Raw genomic sequence first — 20732 nt, 5'->3', positions numbered from 1 at the left:
GGGGAGCGGCCGGGCCGGGGGCAGGGGCAGGGTTCTCTGCCGCGGACACCGAGTCCGGGATCGGTCCCTGGGCAGCGTGTCCGCCATGACCCGCGGCCTGCCCGACCGCGTTCGAAGTGGCCAGGCCCCGGCTGTCGGACCCTGCCTTACTCAAGGTCTTACTCGAAGCCTCGCTCGAACCTTGGGCGGTGGTTCCGGGGACCGGACTGGGACTGCGCATGGCGGCATCCTGAGGTGAAGGCGTGCAGGCGGCGAGTGCTGCGCAGAGAGGTAGCAACATGCGGAGCATCGCGTTTTCCTATCGGCCGGAAGGGCTTTCGATACGCGAACCGCGACCTCGAGTCACGGCTGTTCGGGGCGAGATGAGGGGGGACGCGGTACACGCTCCAAGAGGGCGAGGGGGGCCGGAATTCGACAGCGATTTAGCCTTTATCTGCAACGGGTTCCTCAACTCGCCTCCTGCCGCAGCGCTTTGAGATAACTTTTTGCGGCTTCTGTACGAACTCGACGATCTTGCGCTTGACCAACGTGAACATTCGATGACAGGATTGAAATAATTAGAGCCGATTACGAACGAATCTGCCTGCCTAAGTGCGCATTGCACAGCATGAACGATGCGATCGTGTCACAAAGGGGGAGTCTCGATGAATATTTCCGACCTAAGCGGTATTGCACCCACCGATGGCGTGGTTAACGACGTGGTAATCGGCATTCGGGAACCGCTCGCGGAAATCGACTCCGTACCGACCGAGACTTTTCTGGCAGGCTCGCCAACCGGCGTGACAGGCATCGATCGCGCACCAGGCGACATGGGTCCGGGCTCCTGGGATCCGCTCGCGGAAATCGATCATATGACGGTCGTCGCAGGTTGCGGTTGCGCCGCGTGCCAGGGCTTTCGCGAGGCGGATGGCGGCGGCAAAGACGTAAACCCGATCGACGCCAACCCCGAAGGCAACAACATCGGCGAGCTGCTGCCGCTGGTTACCAATCCGGACGGAAGCCGCTCGTTCACCGGCAACCGCAACATCGACGCAACCCTGATCGGCGCCAAATGGGGCACGCTGAACCTCACCTACAGCTTCCCGACGTCGGGCTCGAACTATAACGGCAGCGGCTACGACACCAATGGCGTCAGCCTCTACCACGTAGACCTGGGCACGCAGCAGCAGGCGGCGGCGCGCGCGTCCTTCGCGCAGCTCTCGGCCGCAACCGGCCTGACGTTCACCGAGATCACCGACACCGACACCGTCCACGCCAACATCCGTATCTCGCAGAGCGGCGACCAGGACGTGGGGTCCGCCTATGGCAACTTCCCGTCCGACACCCGCGGGCTTTCGGGCGATATCTGGTTCGGCCGTACCAGCCAGCCTTATTACGATCTCGCCTTCAAGGGCACCTGGGGCTACGCCACCATGATGCACGAGATCGGCCACACCATGGGGCTGAAGCACGGGCATCAGGACTATACGAACAGCGACCTGTCCTTCTATTTTGGCGGTACGCCGCGCTTCGGCACCCAGTCGCTGACTCCGGATCGTGACGGCCAGGCCTGGTCGCTGATGACCTATACGCCGGCGCCGTTCACCAACAGCAACTTCGCCGGCGAGAAGATCAACCAGCCGCAGACCTACATGCAGTATGATCTGGCCGCGCTCCAGTACATGTACGGCGCCAACTACACGACCAATGCCGGCGACAGCGTCTACACCTTCAGCCAGACGACCGGCGAGATGTTCATCAACGGCGTCGGCCAGGGCGCACCGTCGGGCAATAAGATCTTCCTCACCGTCTGGGATGGCGGCGGCAACGACACGATCGACGCCAGCAACTATTCCAACGGCATCACCATCGACCTGCGGCCGGGCGAGTTCTCGACGTTTGACCAGTCGCAGCTTGCCAACAGCCTGGCCTATCAGGGCCTGACGTCGCTGGCGCCAGGCAACATCGCCATGTCGCTGCTCTATAACAACGACACGCGGTCGCTGATCGAGAACGCGACAGGCGGCGCGGGCAACGACATCTTCGTCGGCAACGTAGCCAACAACGTGCTCGACGGCGGTGCCGGCAGCGACACGGTGATCTTCACCGGCGTCACGGGCGTGAACGTCACGCTGAACGACACCGGCGCGGACGTCATCGTCAGCCACGATGGCGAGACGGACACGCTGCGCAGCATCGAGAACATCCAGGGCACCATCGCCAACGATGTCTTGGTCGGCAACAGCCAGAACAACACGCTGAGCGGCGGTGCCGGCGGTGCCGACACCCTGTCGGGCGGCGCGGGCGACGACCGCCTGATCGGCGGCGGCTTCACCACCACCACGACCGTCTCGGCCCCCTCACAGCCGGATATCGCCAAGCCGCAGACGACCAACAACGGCAGCATCGCGACGGCGGTGAGCATCGCCGGCGCCTATGACGTCGACGCCGCTACGAACATCACGAACGCGACCAGTATCCCGCATGCGACGATCAACGCGGTGGCGGCCGGCGGCGCGCTGGAATATTACCGGATCGACGTGACGGTGGCGGGGTCGCAGGCGATCTTCGACATCGACGGGACCGGTACGCTCGACGACAGCATCCTCGAGCTGGTCAACAGCGCCGGTACCGTGCTGAGCAGCAACGACACCGGCCCGGGCGACGTCGGCACGACGATCAACGACGATGCCTACATCACCTATACTTTCGCCACCGCGGGCACCTATTACATCCGCGTCGGCCGCTACACGAGTGCGACCGGAAGCGTGGCTCAGCCGCTGGTGGCCGGGCAGAGCTATCAGCTGAACGTGTCGCTCCAGAACGCGGCAGTCGTGACCAGCACAGTTACCGCCACCAACACCAGCAGTGTCGTGATGGACGGTGGCGAGGGCAATGACTTCCTGCAGGGAACGATCGGCAACGACATCCTGAACGGTGGTATCGGCAACGACACCGCGTCGTTCGCAACCGCTTTCAGCGGCGGCTCCACGACGGGGGTGACGGTCGACCTGACCATGCAGGGCGCCGCGCAGACTACGGTCGCAGCGGGCACCGACACACTGACCGGCATCGAGAACCTGATCGGTTCGCAGTATAACGACACCCTGACCGGCGACGAAAACGCCAACGTCATCGAAGGTGGCCTGGGCAACGACACGCTGAGCGCGGGCGCAGGTGATGACACCGCGTCTTATGCTGGTTCCGCAGCCGGCGTGACGGCAAGCCTTGCGCTGCAGGGCGCCGCGCAGAACACGGGTACCGCGGGCACGGACACGCTCACCGGGTTCGAGAATCTGCTGGGCTCCGCCTTCAACGACACCCTTAGCGGCGATGCCACGGCAAACACCGTTTCGGGCGGCGCGGGCGACGATACGCTGGGCACCGGTGGAAACGCGGGCGGCACCGTGGACCTGCTGGATGGTGGAACCGGGTCGGATACGGCGTCGTTCGCGGGTTATACCGCCAACGTCACGGCGCGACTGAACGGCGCGAACGACGGGACCGCAAACATCGCGGGCGCGGCGATCGCCACGTTGCGCGGCATCGAGAACCTGACGGGCGGGGCCGGCAACGACATCCTGATCGGTGATGACAATGCCAACGCCCTCGAAGGCGGCCTTGGTGACGACGTCCTTGACGGTGGCGCGGGCGTCGACACGCTGCTCTTCACGGGCACGACCGGGGTCACCGTCAACCTCACTGCCCTGACGGCGCAGGGCCTGGGCAACGACACCGTTCTCGGCTTCGAGAATGTCCGGACCGGTTCGGGTGCCGACAGCGTTACCGGCGATGCGGGCAACAACGTCCTGTTCGACGGTGGCGGCAACGATATTTACGATGGTGCGGCAGGGGCGGACACGGTCGACTATTCCGGTTCCACCTCGTCGGTTACCGTCAACCTCAACACGACCACCGCTCAGACGATCGGTGTGTCCGGGGGCAGCGACACGATCACCAATGTAGAGAACGTGATCGGTGCGGCGAACTTCTCCAACACCCTCGTCGGCGGCAACACCACGGCGAACCGGTTGGTCGGCGGCACGCTTGCCGACTTCGTCATCGGCGGCGGTCTCGCTGACACGCTGATCGGTGGTACCGGCAACGACGTCATGTTCGGCGACTACGTCAACACGTTCAACACCAGCACAACGACCGCAGATGGCGGCGACGTCCTCGAAGGTGGTGCCGGCAACGACACCCTTGTCGGCGGCATGGGTAACGACATCCTGCGCGGGGGCGACGGCGACGACGTCATGGTGGGCGGCATCGCCAACGGGACCGCGGCCGGGCTGACCGCAGTTTACACCAACGACGGTGGGAACGACACGTTCGACGGCGGCGACGGCACCGATCTGGCCTACGCCTATTACACGGATCGCGCAGGCGGGGTCAGCTTCGACCTCGGCAACCTCGCAGGCGATAGCGCGATCACGATCGACGGGGTCGCTGCAGGCTCCTTCACGAGCGTTGAACGCGTCGTCTTCCGCGGCGGTCTCGGCAACGACGTCGTGCGGGGCGGCGGTACGCTCGACACGCTGGTGGGCAATGCCGGCGACGACGTGCTCGACGGCTGGTACGGCAACGACACGCTGTCGGGCGGTCTCGGCAACGATACGCTGATCGGCGGCGAAGGGCTGGATACCGCGACCTACGTGAACGCGACGGCGGCCGTGAACGTCGACCTGCGGATCCAAGGCGTGGCGCAGGACACCGGCGGCGAGGGCATCGACACCCTGGTCGGCATCGAATACCTGACCGGCTCCGGCTTCGGCGATACGTTGCGCGGCAATGACGACTTCAACCTGATCACCGATAACGCTGTCGCCACCACCACGGCGGCGCTCAGCCAGACCGACTCGCTGTTCGGCTATGGCGGCAACGACAGCATCCTGGTGACGCGTGCCAACGCGACCACCGCCGGCACCGCGACCGCAGCGACCAACATCAATATGGACGGTGGTGAAGGCGACGACTTCATCGAACTGCGCGGCGGTACGCTATCGACCGCGCTGGCGACGAACACGGCAGGCCTTTCGGGCACGACCTATCTTGCGCTGGGCGCGACCTCGAACGATCGGAACGTCGATGTCGTGACCGTCGATGGCGGTGCGGGCAATGACCGCATCGTCCTGACCGGCGTTGCCAGCGCCACGGTCAACGCCGGCGCTGGTGCCGACATCGTCAGCATCAGCATGCGCGGCGCATCCAGCGTCAACAACTACCAGCTCACGCTGGGAGCCGGCGCGGACATCGTCCAGTTCGGCGTCGGCGCCACGGCAGGGGCCTCGGCGGACGTGGCAACCACGGCTCGGACCAACCGCGTGACCGACTTCGAGGGCGGCAGCGCCGGCGACAAGTTCGAGATGACGGACTTCCTCAACCGCGGGCTGACCAACTACACCGCCAACAGCAACGCATTCGCCAGCGGCCATCTGCGGCTGGTTCAGCTCGGCGGGGACCTGCTTCTGCAGGTGGATCGCGACGGCGCGTCGGGCACCGTCAACGGCTTCGTGACCATCTTTGCGATCGGCAACGGCTATACGGGTGGGTTCTCTGCCTTCAACTTCGACGGCTTTATCGGGGACCTCACCCTGTCGGGCTTCTCCGCCGACGAAACCATCACCGGTGCGGCCGGCAACGACGTTCTCAACGGCGGCGACGGTAACGATACGCTGATCGGTATGGCCGGGAACGACACGCTGGACGGCGGCAACGGTAACGACATTCTACGCGGCGGTGCAGGCAACGACACCCTGATCGGCGGTGCCGGGATCGATACCGCAAGCTACAGCGAAGCGACGTCCGGGGTACGCGTTAACCTCCTCGTCAGTGGCGCACAGGACACGGGCGAAGGTACCGACACGCTCGTCGGTATCGAGAACGTGACCGGGTCGACGTTCAGCGACGTCATCACCGGTAGTGCAGGAGCCAACGTTATCGATGCGGGTGCCAGCAACGACGCGGTCGACGGCGGTGCCGGGAACGACACAATCTTCGGTGGTGCCGGCGACGACATGCTCATCGGCAATCTGGGCGCCAACACGATCGATGGCGGCGACGGCATCGACACGGGCGTGTTGCTGGAAAAATACGCCGATTACACCGTCACGCAGACGGGCGCAGGATCGGCGACCATCGTCCATAACGGCGCGATCGAGAGCAACAGCTTCACCAATGTCGAGCGCTTCCGCTTTGTCGACGGCGTGGTGCTGACGCTCGGCGGTGCCGGCAACGACCTGTTCGATCTGTCGCAGAAGACGGGCGCGGTGGCGCTGGCGACGGGTGTAGGGAACGACGCGATCCTGGCAGGCGGCGCGCTGATCGCTGCAGACCGGATCGACGGCGGGGCCGGCACCGATGAGATCGGTCTCAAGGGCGACTATACCGGTGCCAACCGGCTGGTGCTCGACGCAGCCACGCTCAGCAATGTCGAGGTGTTGGCCGTCTTGGCGGATGGCAGCTACGACATCACCAGTGCGGACGCTACGGTCGCGGCCGGCCAGGTGTTCACCGTGTTCGGCGGCAACCTGACCAGCGCCGACAGCCTGAGCTTCGACGGTTCGGCAGAGACCGATGGCTCGTTCCTGATGTTCGGTGGCCTCGGCACCGACGCGCTGACGGGCGGTGCCGGCGACGACGCGTTCTTCTTCGGCCCGGGAGGGTTCGGTGCGAACGACGTGGTCGTGGGTGGCGCCGGGATCGACCAGCTCGGGCTTGACGGCTTTGCCGGCAACCTGTCGCTGCGTGCCGACAACGCCGATGTCGAAGTGGTGGCCCTGCTGCGCGGGCCGAATGGCACGAACACCTATGGGACGCTGTTCGTCGAGGACAGCTGGGTGTCAGCCGGCGCGACCAAGACGATCACCGCAGTAACCAGCTTCCAGGGGCAGGCGGGCTCGGTCATGGCCGATCTGGTCATCGACGGCAGCCAGGAGACGAACGGTAGCCTGCGCATCCTCGCAGGATCGGGCAACGACACGATCTTCGGCGGTGCTGGCGACGACACGCTGTTCGGCGGTCTGGGTCGCGACAAGATTTCGGGCGGTGCGGGTGCGGACACCTTCGTGTTTAACGCCGCAGCGGAATCGAACGTCACGGTTGGCAATGGCGGGGCTGCGGTCCTGAACTACGATACGCTGTTCGGCTTCACGCAGGGCACCGACGTGATCCAGGTCAACGGGCAGACCTACGGCACCGCCACGGCGGGCCAGAACGGCCGGCTGGACGATGCCACCTTCAACGACGATCTTGCCGCGGCTTTCGGTAATATCGGCGGCAATGCGGCCGTGACGTTCACTGCAACGTCGGGTAATCATGCAGGCGAGACCTTCATGGTCGTCAACACCGATGGCGTCGCTGGCTATCAGGCCGGCAGCGACCTCGTCCTGCATCTTGCCCCAGTGGGCGACCTGACGCCGCCTTCCGTTATCCTGTAAGCATCATCAAGGGAGTTCAACCATGACCAAGACCACCAAGACACCCGTCGCCCGCAAGCCTTGGGTCCGCCCTGCGGTCCAGAAGATCGCAGCCGGCCAAGCCGAGGTTGGTACCCGTACCGCCGGTGACGGTACGTTCACCACGTCCTGATCGATTTACCATCAGCAAGAGTGGCCGGCGCGATACCTATCGCGTCGGCCACTTTCGTATCTACGTCGTGAGTTACGGTAACGGTGCAGAGCCGATCTCGAACGCCATGATGAATTATTCGGGGCGAAGTCAAAGGGCAGTATATCGTGCCCGACAGCACCTGACCGCCAGCAAGTATCGGAATCGCCGCGGGCGCCATTTGTGTCTGTTTGGGAGTCGCTCACTGCTCCGCAGCCCTCGCCACATGGGACAACAGCAACAGGGCGAGCGTCTCGCGAGCGCTATTGATGCCGCGCCTAGAAAATGGGGCGAGTAATCTCACAACTGCCTTCTATTAACTTCAGGACTCCGGGTAAAACCCGGATACGAACCGGATAAGGAGCGCGTTACGTAGCCGAACAAAGTGGCAAGGCACATGCCTCGATAGATCCTGACGTGCCCCAAATAGGGTAATTACTGTTGGCAACGATCATATCTACTACGGTAGCGGTAGGCGCCCTGGTCGTTGTCGGCGCCGCGTATCGAGTGTTTGTTGCCAAGCGCCAGCGACGCCAGAAGGAACGTTGGCTGCGCTGGCGCGCGGAAGTCCAGAGGAACTGGGACAATCGGCCAAGCGCCTAGTTACCGTACCGCTCCATGATCTCCCATCCAAGACCACCCCTTTCCCATTTGCCACGCCTTTGCACGCACCGGAATCGGTGCGGACGGAATGCTGTCGGAAATTCGAGAAGATCCGACACGCCGCGCCGATGTCTTCGTGCAGCGCTGGCAGGGGCTCGAGCAGCAGCGTCGTGCGCTAAAAATCTACCATGAAGACACGAAGGTTCGGGCCATCGAGAACACTATGATCGGCATGGCCAAAAGCCTGGAGCGCGACCCACAAGTGGAGTCGATCCTTCGCAATCGGAAGGTCCAGCTGGGAATAGGAGCGACCAGCGGCGCAAGTGTCGGCCGGGAACTGGCGGATATGATTGGGCGCGGACGTAGCCGCGGGTTGGGTATTGGGATGTGAAATCCACTGACAAAGGCAACCAACGGTGGCTGCCCCCCGCCCATAGAAATCGAACAGGCCATTGACGGCGCGTTCAGTTCCTACGGTAGTGAACCGGCCACTACTAAATTGATTCCGGGTAAATAGCGGATCGCTCCAAAGCTTTACGCTGATATGGCTCACATCCAAGGGGCCAGCCTCCCATCTATTATTTCTTCGCCTTTACCTCCGGTACGCGGTGCCGGCTCTTGTTCTGGCTCGTCCAGCGAAGCGGGTATTGAGTCTTTATTGTCTTTTGCAAATCGTATTGGCTGCCCGTTGATTTGCGCCGGCGATACCATTCATCCTAGCAGCGGCGTGATGTACTTCTTTAGGTCGTCACCGATCAGATCAATACTTATTGACGCTCGCAATCGTATCGACTCCGTTCGTGAACGGCGACGATGGCCATAATGAAGGACAGAGGGACGTCCGATTATCTGCATTGAGGCGCCGTAGTTGCCATTCAGCTGTCAGCTGACAGCGTATGGGGACATCGCTTTCCAAAATCGTCTGGTGGTAAGCTAAAGGGGAGGCTCGAAAACCTCCCCAGCCCATTACTGTCTTTCCGCATGTTTATGATGCGGACCAGAGCCAATGCGGTTTACGCGTTGTGACGCGCAAGACAGTCTTTTCGAACAACGCCGGACATGCGCCTGTCATTGGAGTCGGCCCCGATACATTTTGATTAACGGAGAATGCCACTCAAATGTCCATACCCAGACCGCTAATGCGACGATTTCGCTGCCATGGAGGCGCTACCTCGAATAAATTTGAAGGCCCGCATCGGGAGTAAGGCCAATGGCCGGGATGGGAGGACAGCAGCCTGTCCGCTTACGGGCGACGATCCGCGATAGCGGAATGGCCGGTTTGGGGAGAAAAGCGGTCAGGCTGCCTTGGAGCGACAGTCGGTCAAAGTTGTCATCCGTTTAGGAGCGCGCTTTGTGATTTGACCGTTCAGTCGTCCCCGTTTGGACTAGCCGAGCGGCTGGGCTTTGCCGTCCGAACATGGTCCGAGCTTTTCTAACGCCTCCATGATCTGGATAGCCACCAACGGTAGGTCCAAGGCATCTGCTTGCACCAGCGCATCCTCTAAGTCTTCTCGCAGGCGCTGTAGAGGTGAGAGGGCGGCACGCGGCATAACGTAAATGTAACATGGATCAACATAAAGCCAGCCCTATTATTGCATGCCTGAGACCAGCCGGACCTTAATCTATCCACTAAGCGGTGTACTCGACCAATTGTCGCGGGAGATAATGTCTAGCTGGGAGAAAACCTTCCCTCACGCGGGTGACGTGTCGATCGTTGGGTCGCCATCCGCTTGAAAAGCCCAAACACTTTTCCCGCTGTCCTTGGCCCGGTACAAAGCTTGATCAGCAACGCGCAGCGTCGCAGCGACGTCCGACCCTGTCGCAGCCCCCAAGCTGCAGGTCGCGCCATATTTCGTTCGATTAAGCGCAGTCCGTACGGCATCATGGATCTTGCCGATCCTTCTTTCCGCGGATGCTGTGTCACGAACGGCGAGACAGAACGCAAACTCGTCGCCGCCCAAGCGTGCAGTCACGTCATAGGGCCTGACTGCTGACAGAATGGCATCTGCAATTGTCCGCAGAACATCGTCTCCTGCGGCATGACCGTGGCGATCGTTCACCGACTTGAAGTCGTCGACATCGATCAAGCCGCACAGAAGAATTTGATCGTTACGTGTACTGGCTAACTCCAGTCTGTTGCACTCGCTTTTAAATGCCCGGCGGTTGCCTAGCCCGGTCAAGGGATCGATTCGAGCGCTTGCCCGCTCCTGATCAAAGGTTCGGCGAAAGGCTCCAACAAACAGAATGATAAATACGACGCCAAAGACTCTCGCCCCCGCATTCCACGCCGCCGTCGACACCGGGACGGTTGAGGCCTGCGCCGAAAGCCCATCGCCGAAGCCGTTGAGATACAGGGTTACAACGATTGCTATGACGCCCGATACGAGGCCGGCCATCCTGCCTAAGCACCATACGGTAAAGCATAAGGGTACCAGATAGGCCGCGTCTAGGGATACACGTGGCCCTGTCGCACCATCGGCAACCAGGACCGCACTCCACATTAGGAAAAGCCAGACCATGGCTACCGCCTTGTTCAGATCCGCTGATCCGCGCAGAGCTGCTTCAAATGGCGACAATCTGGCCCGCAAACGATAGCGAGCAGGCGGCATTGGAGCGTCAAGGTTCAGCGGGCTCTTCACGGACACTGTGACCTCGCCGGAGGTACCAGTAAGCCTACGATTAGCGGTTCGCTTGAACCAACCCTCAACCACCTATGCAAGGTGAGCTGCTCCTGTTGCAGCGTCAGGTGGGCTCATGTGCAAATATCGGCTGTTGAAGCCAGCTGCCGTCACAAGCGCCTCCCAATCGGGAATCGTCACGCCCCGCTTGCTGTGGGCAATTAAGCCATCGTTCACGAGAATTTTTAAAGTCCGGTTGATATGGACGGCCGTCAAGCCAAGAGCATCGGCTAGTTGCTCTTGTGTCATCGGCAGTTCGTACGCCTGGCCGGGCGGTAGGCCGTGTTTGTCGAGCCTGAAGGCAAACTCACATAGGAGATGAGAAATGCGAGTGCGGGCGTCGCGACGTCCGATATTTAGCATCCATTCCCGCGCCATCGACAGCTCAACGATTGTCGTCACGAAAAAAGCGTGCGCTACGGAAGGGCGCTCCTCCGCAAGCCGACGTAGCGCCCCATGAGATATCGTCACGACCTCACACCGTGTCAGGGTCTGTACGTTACTGTCTGCGGTAGCGACATGCAGTTGTTGCAGGTCATAGACCTCACCGGGAATGTGGATCGCGACGATCTGGCGTAGGCCATCCACCCCGATTTTATGTCGGTAGGCGAGGCCCGAAACCAGCAAACCGGAGTGATTGGGCGTATCCCCGTCCCGGAGTAAATAGCTACCGGCCTCAAAAAATCGTGATGTATACGGTAGTTCAAGAAGACCTACCCGATCCTCTACCGATATTGACGTATGGAGAGCAATCTTGTCGACCATGCGACTAAGTTGGTTGATTTTTTTCTCGGTCAATATTTTATTCCTGCGAATGCAGGGCTTGATCGCGCGCACTCTTGATTTATCGCAGAGACGCTAAATCTTGCTACAAATTAATATAGCATTGGTCGGGTTCATTTACTAGCACCCAAACTTATGATAGTTTTGGTCCTAAGACCATAAAACAAAGAGTTTTGCAAACACGATCAATCTCTTCAACATATGTTAAAGGACGTATCATAACATATATTAGATAGATTGGATGGGTTTGCCGCGCAAGAACGCCGCTTTGGCTGACAGCCGAATATGATTTAAAGCGTCATCTGATTCTGTTCGGCTATTAGGTAGTATTTCTCCAAGGTATCGTAAATGCACCTTAAGGTATGATTGGGCTGGTGTCAGGAGATGACACGGACGCCAAGGCTTTCTTTAGAAGTCGGGACTCAGATCAGCCATGTGCGCATGATGAACGGATGACCGCTTTCGGAAGTCCGAATAATTATCGGAACGTTCGGGTGAGGCGTAAGCGTAATGGCCGGATTGCACGTAAACGGAAGTACCGCTTTAAGCACATCCGAAGACAGTATTAGGTACCTCGTTCTACCCCATTAAGGCCACGACCGGACTTTGGGACATTGCGGACCGGTATTTACCGGCGCAGCTTCGTTTCCAGCGAACGGCAAGTTCGCCGCATCAATATGGAGGAAGCAATGAGCGTTTCGGTCAAATCCAACGATCTGCGTACCCGCCTTAACAGCCTCGACCAAATCGTGGTCCGCGATGGAGAAAGCGCGCGCGCGCGGCCAATCGCGGCCAAGGTTTTCGAGGGCGACGACGCCGTATTTGGTTCGCGTAGCTAATTCAGCCGCTGTCGTACGATCGGCATGTTCGAAGCCGACGTCCATCTTCATGACCTTGGCGCTCCCCCCGCAATCGTAGGCGGAGCGCTAGTCTTTGGCGGCTCGCACGTCCGCCCGCTCGCGCATCGGATGGTGCAATGGTATGCTCTCGCCGGTCCGGTTCGATTGCTAGTGATCGCGCGGGAGCGCTTCTCGGACGACGACGCTGTGTCGGGCACCTGCCGCGCCGCAAACGAACGCGAGATTGACACGGTACTGGCTGACCTTGACAACTATCTCCTCGACTATGCCGCGTTTATCCTCGACCGGGATGAAACGGCGATCCGCTATCGAACGTCGCCGATCGTGTCGATCCCCGCCTATATCCACACGAACAGTGGGTTGGTAATGGTAGACTGGGACTACACCCGTCTGCTCCGCAAGATGACGGTACGCCCATCGATCGACATCGTACTGGCCCAGATCGCGGGACGTTCGCCATATGGCAGTCGCACCATAGTGGAGAACCTATATCGAACGGTTGCCGACTCTGTGACGACCGTGAAGTTATCCGGTGTAGCCTTTTGCTATCCGCCGCCTATCGAGCACGAGGGACCTCGGGTAGTCGCCCCCAACGTCGATCTGGAGAGCGTGCTCCTCGAAACCATCGGTGACCTTATCGCGGCGCGCCGACTGTCGCCGGCTCAGGTCGCTGTGGAAGTCAGCGGCGGCATGGACTCGGCACTAACTGCAATGGCAGCGGCCAGTGCGTTAGACGGACGATTGCTGAGCATCGGCGCTCAGTTCAGTGGCGCGATGGGGCGGGCACAGGCCGAACGACGCTCCCTTTTAGTGGATCGAGGCGGGTTCGACGACCTCTCCGTGCCTGCGGAACGCTACCCGCCGTTCTTTCCAGGCACCGCTAGGCGGACCGGCCTGAATGTCTTGCCTGACGACGAGAACTATCCCGAACTGTTCGAAGTAATGTTCGCTGCGTTGCGATCAGCCGGGATTGATACGCTTGTATCTGGCTTTGGCGGCGATGAACTTTACGCCATATACGAGGACGAGGAGGACGGAGACGGTGTCCCACGCCAACCCTTCCCATCTCCCTTTCTTTCGCCCGAAGGTCGGCGACGCGCGCAGGCAGTTCAAAGCGACTATCCAGCATCGTGGCTGCAGCCGTCCTGCTGGCAAAGCGCGGCAGCACGGTCGCAACGGCTGCTCCGCTTCGGGCTTTGGCCGGTCTACCCGTTCATCAACGTGTCCTTGGCGCGCTTCGTTGCCGCCCTACCTTATCCGCACCGACGCGATCGCAATCTTCTACGTAAGACGCTGACCGGAGTGCTAGGTAGCTCTGTGTTCGAGACTGATTATCAAAAGGAGGCGTTCGGGTCGGTAGCGCGGCGTGGGATTGAGGAGAACAAGGCCTATCTCCTTGACCTTGTTCGTTGCAGTCCGCTGATCGAAGGTCATGGAATCGATGGTGCAGTCCTCCTGCGTTCACTCGAGGTTCCAGCTATCAGCCTCGACAAACCGACCTTCGAAGGCCTGTTCAGGTCGCTCAAGGTTCTCGCATTCTTCGCGTAGGGGCGGGATTGACGAATGCCGAAAGTTGGGCGGCAGGTCGGGCCCGAGAATGTCCGCAAAGCAGCCTTGGCGGGATGGCACCCGCCGAGTTTACGAACCGCCCCCGGCAGGGGCATATGGACACCGAAGCTAAGTTATCAGCGGCCTGAAAACGGGGAGCAGGTCAGTCCCTATCGCGTGGTTTGCACCATGACGCCGTGAGCATTCAACCTGCCATGATCCCTGCTCCCACGGTCCCCCGCGACGTCGCTACTACGGTCGTTGGCACCCGACAGCAGTAGACCTTCGAAGCCGAATCAGCCGATAGGCAGGTGGACCGCAACGAGGTCCAGCATCATCGAGTGGGGAGCGATCATTTCGACTGGTGCCGCGGCCATCTGGAACGCGGCGGGTGGGACGATCTGCATGACAAGATCCTGTCCGGCCTGATAGCCATCGATCCCGTTGGCATCGACCACCAGGAACGTCTCGCCCTGATGATTGCCGGCGTTGGCGTTGAAGAACACCGCCGACCCGCTGGTCAGGCTGCCGCGTACCGCGTTGCCGAGATCGGTGTCGAAGCTCGCATCGTCAAGCCGGCCGGTGACATCGGTGCCATAGGTGTTGCGAACGATGCCCGCGGCCTGGACGACGTCTGCACCACGGGTGAAACCGACCAGCGTGTCGTATCCCGTGCTCGAGGACTCGCTGGCGGCATTGTAGACGAAGACGTCGTTGCCCGCCCCGCCGGCCAGCGTGTCGCGACCGGCTCCGCCGAACAGCAGGTCGTTGCCGCTGCCACCCGTCAGCGTGTCGTTGCCCGATCCACCAAAGATGTTCAGATTGCCCTGCGCGACCGCGCGTCCGTCGACGACCAGATCGGTCGTGACCGGCAGCCCCCAGACCGTCTTGGTCGCGGCCCCGGTAACGAAGCTGTCGGCGATGGTGATGACATAGTCGTTCGCGGCATTGCCGGGCTGTGCCGGACCTGCGAGCAACGCCACCGTCTCGACACCGGCACGGCTGTCGAGCGTGATGGTATAGTCGCCGTCGAGCGCCAGCTGATCGTTACCGGCGCCCCCGACCACGACATCGGCCGCGCTCCAACGATCCGCCCCGAACAGGAAGCCGTCATTACCCGCGCCCCCAGTCAAAGTGTCGACACCTAGACCACCATACAGCGTCAGCGATCCCGACGTGACGGCGGACCCGTCGACCGTAAACGCATCGCCCGCCGCCAGATTGGTCCCGAACACCGTGAAACCGCCCGCAGCGCCGATGACGCCGTCGTTGAGGACGATATCGTAGCTGAAGCCCGACAGAGCAGCGAGAACCTCGACGTCGTTCAGCGTGGTGGCGGTCAGCACCAATCGATTGGCGCCGGTATAGTCACCCTGCAGGCCGACCTGATCGCTGCCCGATCCGCCGTCGATACGGTCTGCACCGGTCAGCGTCGCGCCGACGAAGAACGCATCCGCCCCGGCTCCAGCACTCACGCGATCGACGCCGCCATTCGACAGATCGAAATAATCGGTGCCCTGCGTGCCGCCATACGTGTCGTTGCCGGCGGTCCCGAGGATATGGCCGGCCCCATCCGGGGCAGGGGTCGCGACCCCGCCGATCGTGATCGTCGCGGTCGCGGTCGACCCGCCACTGATGGTGTAGGTGAAGCTGTCGGTGGTCGTCGCGCCCGCCGCCAGCGCGCTGAACGCGCCGTCGGGATTATAAGCGAAGGTACCCCCCGACAGCAGCGTGACGAGTGCACCCGACGAGAGGCGCACGGCCTGACCGACCCCGGCCGCGCTGCCGTTCAGCGCGATGACGCTGAGCGACGCATCACCACCGGTGTCGTTGGCGAGCACGGTGCCGCCATAGACCGAGATCGCTGTGATCGCGAACCCGTCGGCGACCGCAACGGCCGGACCGGTGCCGCTCCGCACGATCCCGATCAGCGCCAGCGCCTGGTCGTGATCGGTCGTCGACAGCCCGTCATTATAGCCCGCATTATAGTGGACGATGTCGAAGCTCGAGCCGGCATACAGGCCGGTCGAGACGATGATGTTGTCGAACGACTGGTAATAGCCGTCGAAATAATAGGTGTACCGCTCTTCGACCGGCAGTTTGTAGATCAGGTTCGACAGCGCGCCGGTGTTGCCCGCGGGTGCCAGCGTCTGCAGCGCGGTTTCGTAGTAGAATCCATTGAAGTCGCCATTGACGACGAACTGGTGCGACGGATCGCGCGCAAGGATCGCATCGACATAGGCCTTGGCCGCGGTCGCCTGCGCGGTGCGGGCGGCGTCGCCGGCATTGTTGGGAGGCTGGTTCGCGCCGTACAGTGCGTCCGACCCGCCGCGCGAGGTCGAGTGCATGTCGATCGCGGTGAACACCTGACCGTTGAACACGAAATCGGCCACGGCGGGCTTGCGCGTACCGTTATAAGCGTCGGCCTGGATCGCGGTCGCCGATCCCTCGACATAGCTCACCCGCTCGGTGTTGAAGAGGAAGCCGTTACGGATGTTGCCGTTGGGCGCCCCGCCGCTGATGTTGGTCGCGGTCGGCGCGACCTCGACATAGCGATAGGTCGCGCCGCCCGCCGCGGCGATCGCGTCGATCAGCTTCTGCGCGGTCGCAGCGCCCGACAGGTCGGTGCCGGCATTCTCGCCATCGGCGTCCTGGACCTCCTGCACGCCGATGATGTCGGGATTGTGCAGCGCGTTGACGACCTCGTTGGCGTGGATCGTAAACCGCGCATCGACGGCCGCCTGCTTGACCGCATAGGTCGCGTCGGTATCGCCGGTTGCCCGCGTGGCCACGGGCGACAGGTTCTCCAGGTTGAAGCTGGCATAGCTCAGCCCCGATGCCGTCCCGACCAGAGTGGTCGTCTCGCGGGGCAGGGGCGTCGCGGTGGTCGCGGCACTGACCGGGCCGGTGGGGTCGACCTCGTATTCGCCCCCGAAATAGTTCACGATGCCCGTGACGTCGTTCAGCGTGTCGCCCTGATGATAGGCGCCCGCGGCCGATGTGCCCTGATAGATCTTGATCGTCTCGGGGTTCACGTCGCCCGCCGAGATCGTCATGCCGCCCCGGCTGTTCAGCCCCGTAGCGCCCACGCCCAGCGACGCGACGACATAGGTCTCGCCATTGGCATTGGTATCGGCGACGACCCGCGGCCCGCGGACGGTGACGCGCATTCCCTCGAGCGATTCATAGAAATCGGCGCCGTCGGTGGTCGGATCGTAGCTGGTGAGACGATCGTCATCGATCACCTGGGTGGGCGGCGCGCGACCGGTGCCGTCGGTTGTAATCAGCACCGCGGCCGGCAGCGCGACTGATGGGTTGGTGACGGTGATCGCGGTCGGGCTGTTCAGTTGCGTGATCGTCAGGTTGGTCGTCGCCGACGCGAATTCGGCGACCGTGCCCGACAGCGTGATCGCATTGCCGACGGAGACCGTCGGCGGGGTGGTGCCGGTCGAGACGAAGATCGCGTCCGACGTGCCGTCATTGCCGTCGCCGTTAGGATCCTGGATGTAGAAGCCGTTGCTGCGGACCGAGGTGACGATGCCGCTGGTAGCGACGACCTGGCCGGTGAACAGCGAGCGGTGGCCGAGCCCCTGGATATCGTAGATCGCGATCGGGCCGGTATCGTCGTTGAGGATCGTCGCGGTCGCGCTTGGGGCGGGAACGACGAAGCCGACCGGGTTGGTCAGGTTGACGACGAAGGTCTCGTTCGCTTCGTTGACCCTGTCGCCGTTGACGAGGATCGTGATCGTCTTGCTCGTCTCGCCGGCCGCAAAATTGACCGTGCCGGTCTGCGCGACATAGTCGCTGCCTGCCTGCGCGGTGCCGTTCGCCGTGGCGTAGCTGACGCTCGCGGTACCGACGCCGCTGGAACGCGTGACCGTGAAGACCGCGGCGGTGGCGCCGCCATCGCCCTCGAGAAGGCTGATGTTGCTGATCGCCGCGGTGGGATCGGTGCTCAGCCGCGCGGTGACCGAAACATTGTCGATCCCCACTTCGTCACGGCTGCCGCTGCCGACCGACGAGACATGGATCCAGCGCAGATAGAGATAGCCGCCATCGGCGACCGTGCCGGCGATGCTGACCTGTTCGTTCTGGGTGGTGAAAGTGGCGGTGGTGTTGTCGATCGCCGTCGGGGTCGTGAAGCTGGCCGCGGCCACGCTCGTGAAGGTCGTGCCGTCGGTCGAATAGGCGAGCTGCATGTTCTCGCCGCGCGTCGCATTGTTGCGATACGCCCAGTCGAACCCGATGTCGAAGCTGGTCGCGGTCGCGCCGCTCGTGTTCTGGATGCGCGCCTCGATGAAGCCGCCCGCTTCGAGCTCGGCACCGGTCGGCTGGAGGATCAGCGCACGGTCGTTGACCGGGGTGTAGACGCCCGCGGTCACGGGATCGCCGCTGATCAGGCCACGACCAAAATCGCCCCCCGATGCGCCGGTGAAGCCGTATGCCGGGTTGGTCTGGTCCGATAGGCCGACGACGCGCCAGACGTTGGAGTCGAGCTGTCCGCTGCTCGCTGCGGCGTTGGGGGTGAAGCCCGATGCGGCAAAATCTGCAAAATTGGTCGTGAAGATCGATGCGGTCGCGGGTACCGCGTCGTCATTGGCGATCGTGCCGATCGCCGGGCCACCTGCGATGATCGCATTGGTCGGGTTGGTCAGCGTCACCAGCAGCGTTTCGTTGCGCTCGAACACCGTATCGCCGTTGATCACGACGCTCACGGTGGTGCTGGTAGCGCCGGCCGCGATCGTGAAATTGCCCGCCAGCGCGACATAGTCGCTGCCCGCAGACGCCGTGCCGTCCGACGTCGCCGCCTGGAAACTGATCCCGCCGGTCGGAGCAGGCGCGCTGGCGGTCACCGTGAAGACCAGCACGCTCGTGCCTGCATCACCCTCGATGATCGAGGCGTTGGCGATCGACAGCCCGGGCAAATCGTCGTTCAGGATCGTGCCGGTCGCGGTCGCGGTGGTGATCGTCTGGCCCGCGCCGGCGCCCGACAGCGTGACGGTGAAGGTCTCGTCGGGTTCGCTCACGGCGTCGTTGTCGACCGGCACCAGGATGGTGGCCGTGGCGGCATTGGCGGCAAACGTCACCTGGCCCGCAGGCAGCGTTCCGCCCGCGAAATCATTCGCCAGGGCGGTGTCGCTGCTCCCGAGCGACACCGCATAGGACAGGGTCGCGGCCTGGCTGAGATCGCCGGTGCGCGTGACGATCAACGGGATGCTGCCGGTCGCTTCGCTGGCGCTGCCCGCGGCGATCGCGAACGCTGAATCGTCGTTCAGGACCGTGTTCGTCAGCGTGGCCGGGCTGACGTCATAGCCGGCGCTGGGGGAGGACAGGGCAAGCACGAACGTCTCGTCGGTCTCCGTCAGCGTGTCGCCCGCGACCGTGATCGTCACCGTCGTGCTGCTTTGCCCTGCCGCGAAAATCGCAGTGTTGGTCGTCGCACCGACAAAATCGGCCGCATCCGCGGTGCCGCCCGCGACGACCGCATAGGTCACCGTGGCAGCCGCGGCGGTGCTGCCGGTCCGGGTCAGCGTGAAAGAGTAAACGGTGTCGGTGCCGGTGCCTTCGCTCTGGCTGACCGTCGTCGTCTGCAGCGCGATCGTCTCGTTCGCGACCGGAGCTGCCTGCGGTGCGAACGCGACGCCGCGAAAGGCGGTATTGGTCGCGGCGGTGGCGAGGCGTGTGCTGCCCCCCGTCAGGACGCCGTTATAGCCGGTCGCATCACTGAACAGGTCGAGCGCGGTCGCGGTCGTGCCGAACAGCGTCACGGTGCTGCCACTGACCGATCCGGTGAGCCCTGTCAGCCCGCTGTCGACGATCGAGCCGTTCGAGGTCCACAGCCCCCCGACCAGCGAATATTTGAACAGTCCGCCGCCCGTCCGGCTGTCGGCGACATACAGCGTGTCGACGCCGTCGACCGCCGCGGTGAGATCGGCGAAGAAGAAAGCGCCGGGCGCCGATGCGGTTGCGCCGGGCGACGTCGCCGAGCCGTCGCCCGCGATAGTCGTGATGGTCTGCCCTGCGGTCGTCGGCGCGCCAGTTCCGACAGTCGAGATCCGGAACGTGCCCGACATCGAGCTTTCGTAGAGCTGACCGTCATAGATGCTCAGGCCTCGCACGTTGACGGGGCCGGTCGCACTGGTGTTGAGCTGCGTCACGGCCGTGCTGCCGAAGGTGCCGTAGGAGACGCCGGTCGTCGACGTGCTGACGTAGAAGCTCGCGCCGTTGTCGCTCGCGATGCCGCGCACGTTGCCCGAACCGATCGCCAGCGCTGTCGACGTGTCGACCAGACCATCGACGCCGACGCGACCGACGACGCGGCCGGTTGCCGACGACAGCGCAGCGGCGTTGGTCGTTGCGACCGCGGTGTCGTAGCCGGTCAGCATGAGGAAACGGCCGTCGACGCTGCGCGTGAGAAGACCTTCCAGCGCCGAGTTGCCGATTGCGGTCAGCGTCTGATTGGTGATCCCTCCGGGGGTCGTATCGACGGTCGGCAGCGCGATCGACTGAACCAAGGTCCCGGCCGAGGTATATTCGTCGAGGAACACCGCGGCGGTTGCGTTCGACAGCGCGGTGGCACCCGACCCGACCCGATAAACGACGACATTTCCTGCAGTAAATGCACCCACGACCGATCCCCCCGATTATGCCACGCGATTCGCGCCCCTGTACG

The 20732-nt window shown here is 62.6% G+C and carries 8 protein-coding genes; 5 read left to right on the top strand and 3 right to left on the bottom strand.

Annotated elements, in window-relative coordinates:
* Positions 1-686 precede the first annotated feature (686 nt).
* The 3 genes from H8S47_RS06085 to H8S47_RS06080 all read left to right on the top strand — a co-directional run bounded on the left by H8S47_RS06085 (position 687) and on the right by H8S47_RS06080 (position 8581).
* Positions 687-7418 (top strand): M10 family metallopeptidase C-terminal domain-containing protein, encoded by a 6732-nt coding sequence (locus H8S47_RS06085; protein ID WP_214654967.1) that lies wholly within the window; start codon positions 687-689, stop codon positions 7416-7418.
* A gap of 22 nt (positions 7419-7440) precedes the next feature.
* Positions 7441-7569 carry a hypothetical protein gene (locus H8S47_RS19030; RefSeq protein WP_268933007.1) on the top strand — a complete coding sequence of 43 codons (129 nt, stop codon included), beginning with the start codon at positions 7441-7443 and terminating at the stop codon, positions 7567-7569.
* Between the two features lie 709 nt (positions 7570-8278).
* Positions 8279-8581: a hypothetical protein gene (locus H8S47_RS06080; protein ID WP_187503032.1), complete on the top strand. Its 303-nt coding sequence runs from the start codon at positions 8279-8281 to the stop codon at positions 8579-8581.
* 1300 nt (positions 8582-9881) lie between these two features.
* Here H8S47_RS06080 and H8S47_RS06075 read toward each other — a convergent pair.
* Together H8S47_RS06075 and H8S47_RS06070 are read right to left on the bottom strand one after the other, a co-directional pair.
* Positions 9882-10586, bottom strand: coding sequence for a GGDEF domain-containing protein (locus H8S47_RS06075; protein ID WP_187503031.1), 705 nt, complete (start codon positions 10584-10586; stop codon positions 9882-9884).
* Positions 10587-10901: 315 nt separating this feature from the next.
* Complete coding sequence (locus tag H8S47_RS06070) at positions 10902-11666, bottom strand: Crp/Fnr family transcriptional regulator (protein WP_187503030.1); 765 nt, start codon at positions 11664-11666, stop codon at positions 10902-10904.
* Positions 11667-12265: 599 nt separating this feature from the next.
* On the opposite strand from H8S47_RS06070, the gene H8S47_RS06065 reads away from it, so the two are divergent.
* Positions 12266-12490 carry a hypothetical protein gene (locus tag H8S47_RS06065; protein ID WP_187503029.1) on the top strand — a complete coding sequence of 75 codons (225 nt, stop codon included), beginning with the start codon at positions 12266-12268 and terminating at the stop codon, positions 12488-12490.
* A 24-nt stretch (positions 12491-12514) separates the two neighbouring features.
* A complete protein-coding gene (locus H8S47_RS06060; RefSeq protein ID WP_187503028.1) occupies positions 12515-14059 on the top strand; it encodes an asparagine synthase in 1545 nt (514 codons plus the stop codon).
* Between the two features lie 296 nt (positions 14060-14355).
* Here H8S47_RS06060 and H8S47_RS06055 read toward each other — a convergent pair whose 3' ends face one another.
* The gene (locus H8S47_RS06055; RefSeq protein WP_187503027.1) at positions 14356-20688 is read right to left on the bottom strand and encodes a Calx-beta domain-containing protein; all 6333 of its coding nucleotides are present in this window, start codon (positions 20686-20688) and stop codon (positions 14356-14358) included.
* Between the last annotated feature and the right edge of the window lie 44 nt (positions 20689-20732).

It is taken from the genome of Sphingomonas albertensis, assembly GCF_014358075.1.
Classification (GTDB): domain Bacteria; phylum Pseudomonadota; class Alphaproteobacteria; order Sphingomonadales; family Sphingomonadaceae; genus Sphingomonas; species Sphingomonas albertensis.
This window is presented reverse-complemented; position numbering and strand designations above follow the sequence as displayed.